Here is a 2,975-nt window from a genome sequence, read left to right as displayed (position 1 = left end):
CCCGCTCCCACCGGGTTAGCTGGTCTCCCGGTGGGAGCGGGCTTGCCCCGCGATATCGACCTGCCAGTTACATCGCATCGCGGGAAAATCCCACTTCAACGTGTTGATCTTGATCTTCATCCACGCAAGTTCAGACGCCGCGAACTGCGACTTCAGGAGGCTGAGTGAAGGTGCCGGAGCGAAGGGGCCAGCAGCGGCCCCACACAAAATGGATAATCTCGCAGCCCCCCCCAAAAAAACAACTCAGCCCAGCAAGGCCCGCGGCCAGCCAAGAATCTGCTTGGGCCGCGGTGGCGCATATGTGCGTACCTTGGAGGTACTCAACTTCAAGCGCACCAGCGACTCGGCCAAGGCCACCGCCGCCGTCACCCCATCCACCACCGGCACACCGGTACGCGCCTGGATGCGCTCATCCAGCCCGACCATGCCGCCACAACCGAGGCAGATGACCTCGGCCTTGTCGATACGAACCGCCTCCTCCGCCTGCCCCACCACAGCTTCTATCGCCCGTTCGGGATCTTCTTCCAGTTCCAGCACTGCCAAGCCACTGGCACGCACCGAAGCACAGCGGCTGTCCAGCCCGGCCAGTTTGAGCCGGTCCTCAATCAGCGGCACGGTGCGGTCGAGGGTGGTCACTACCGAATAACGATGCCCCAACAACATCGCCACGCTGGCGGCCGCTTCGGTGATATCCACCACAGGCACATTGAGCAGCTCCTGCAAGCCTTCGCGGCCATGCTCACCGTAGCCGGCCTGGATCACTGCGTCATAGGGCTGATCGTAACTGAGCACCCGCTCCATGACCGCGATGGCTGCCAGGTAACTCTCGAAGTTGCCCTCCACCGACTCGGCGCCAAAGCGCGGAGTCAGGCCGACGATTTCAGTGCCCGGCGACGCCACGCTGCGCGCCTGACGGGCAATGGCCTCGGTGATCGACACCGTAGTATTCACGTTGACTACCAAAATTCTCATGCTTGCGTTCCTTGTGCGTGACGCTTAGTGCTGGGCGCTGTCTACGGCAAAGTGCTCGCCGGAACAGTCCACGAAATGTTGTTTGCGATCAGAAATCAGGTAGTACACGCCACCGGCAATGGCGGCGCCGAACAGCCAGGAGAACGGCGTCAGTTCGCTGAATGCCGGAACCAGGGCGAGCAGGACCGCGGCGATGGCCGAGGGCACCAGCGCGGCGATGGCCTTGTAGTTGATCCCGCGGGTGTAGTGATAGGTACCGGTGGCCGCCTCACTGTAGAGGTCCGGCACATGCACCTGGGCTTTGCGGATCAGCCAGTAGTCGACCATGATGATCCCGTACAGCGGGCCCAGCAGCGCACCCAGACCGGAGAGGAAGTAGACGATCACCAGCGGGCTGTTGTAGAGGTTCCAGGGCAGGATCAGCACCGCCAGGGTGGCACTGATCAGGCCGGCGCGGCGGAAGTTCAGGCGGCTGGGCGCCAGGCTCGAGAGCACGAAGGCCGGGGCGACAAAGTTGGCCATGATGTTCACCGCCACGGTGACGATCAGGAAGGCCAGGCAGCCGAGCACCAGGAAGGTCTTGTCAGGAATGGCGGCGATGATCTGGGTCGGGCTGTCGATGATCGTGCCATCGATGCTGAACTGCGCGCCGGACAACACAAAGCTGATCACCGCGAACACCAGGATGTTCACCGGCAGGCCCCAGAAGTTGCCGACACGGATGGTCTTGCGGCACGGCGAAGAACGCGCGAAGTCACAGAAGTTGAGAATCAGCGTGCCGTAAATGGCCAGCCACAGCGCGCCGCCGGCAAAGATCTGCGTCCACATCTTCACCCCGGTCAGCGGCTCGCCCACCGACCAGGCCAGGTTGCCATCCACCCGCAGGTACATCCACACCGCCAGCACCAGCACGGTCGAGAGGATTACCGGACCGGCAAACGACTCGTACTTGCGCACCATCTCCATGCCGAAGGTCAGGATCACCAACTGGACGAACCAGATGGCGACGAAACTGGCCCAGCCCAGGCTGGACAGCCCGAGGATGGCGTTGTGGTCGAAGCTAGCCAGGTGCGGCCAGATCGCCACCAGCAATACCCTGAGTACCACCGAGGCCAGGTACGTCTGGATACCGAACCAGGCGATGGCGATCACCGCACGAATGATCGCGGGCAGCTGCGCACCGTAGATGCCGAAGCTCATACGACTGATCACCGGGAACGGCACCCCGGTTTTCTGCCCCATGTAGCCAGACAGGTTCATGAAGAAGTACACCAGCGCCGCCCCCACTGCCAGGGCTGCAAGCATCTGCCAGCCGGACAGGCCGAGGGCGAACAGGCCCATGGCAAAGGAGTAGTTGGCGATGTTGTGCACATCGTTGGTCCACAAGGCGAAGATGCTATAGCCACCCCAGCGCCGGCCTGCGGCTTTGGTCGGGGCAAGGTCGGCGTTGTGCAGCTTCGGGCTCAGGCTGAGAGGCCCCGATACCTGCGCAGCAGCGACGGGGTCAGGTGACAGGTACGCGCTATCCAGAGGTTTGGAAGTATCCAATTGCATGTTCCCCGGGCTCCTGCTGCAGCGCCTGTGGTGCTACAGCAAATTATTGTTGGACTTGAGAGTTGGGACCGCTGTAGGCGCCTGGACGCCGATGCATACAAAGATTGCATACAATTTTTGTCTTACGATTTTCGAGGAACAATATGTGTGCCAAAGAGGTGGCGAACGGAGTGCGAACAGGTAGGTTTTATTCTTTTAACTATTTGTTTTTTATATATTTAAATTTTTAGGTGGACACCCGGAAGTGCTGATTAACCTGACCAAATGGTCAGCGCGCCTGGTGACAAAAATGAGAATCCAGGTAACGCAAGGCGGTTACATGTATGCACATCATCGCTACTTTAGTACACATAACCACTTAAAATTTGTGTACATATGGAAAGCATCGCGGGGGGGGAGGAAGCGTCGTTGGTGCTTGGTGGGGGGGGGGGAGCGTCCCTCGGTCCTAC

General features: G+C 60.4%; 2 protein-coding genes. Both read right to left on the bottom strand.

From position 1 onward, the window contains the following. Positions 1 to 243: 243 nt before the first annotated feature. A complete protein-coding gene (locus tag ACO6VD_RS21250; RefSeq protein WP_422421891.1) occupies positions 244 to 972 on the bottom strand; it encodes an aspartate/glutamate racemase family protein in 729 nt (242 codons plus the stop codon). 24 nt (positions 973 to 996) lie between these two features. Continuing rightward, a complete protein-coding gene (locus ACO6VD_RS21245) occupies positions 997 to 2,526 on the bottom strand; it encodes an NCS1 family nucleobase:cation symporter-1 (RefSeq protein WP_422421890.1) in 1,530 nt (509 codons plus the stop codon). Positions 2,527 to 2,975 lie beyond the last annotated feature (449 nt).

The organism is Pseudomonas sp. GZD-222 (assembly GCF_049310525.1).
GTDB lineage: Bacteria > Pseudomonadota > Gammaproteobacteria > Pseudomonadales > Pseudomonadaceae > Aquipseudomonas.
This window is presented reverse-complemented; position numbering and strand designations above follow the sequence as displayed.

What these genes read in the sequence shown, in the direction of transcription:
- ACO6VD_RS21245 (WP_422421890.1), bottom strand. Translation starts at nt 2,526, where the DNA reads ATGCAATTGGATACTTCCAAACCTCTGGATAGCGCGTACCTGTCACCT.
- ACO6VD_RS21250 (WP_422421891.1), bottom strand. Translation starts at nt 972, where the DNA reads ATGAGAATTTTGGTAGTCAACGTGAATACTACGGTGTCGATCACCGAG.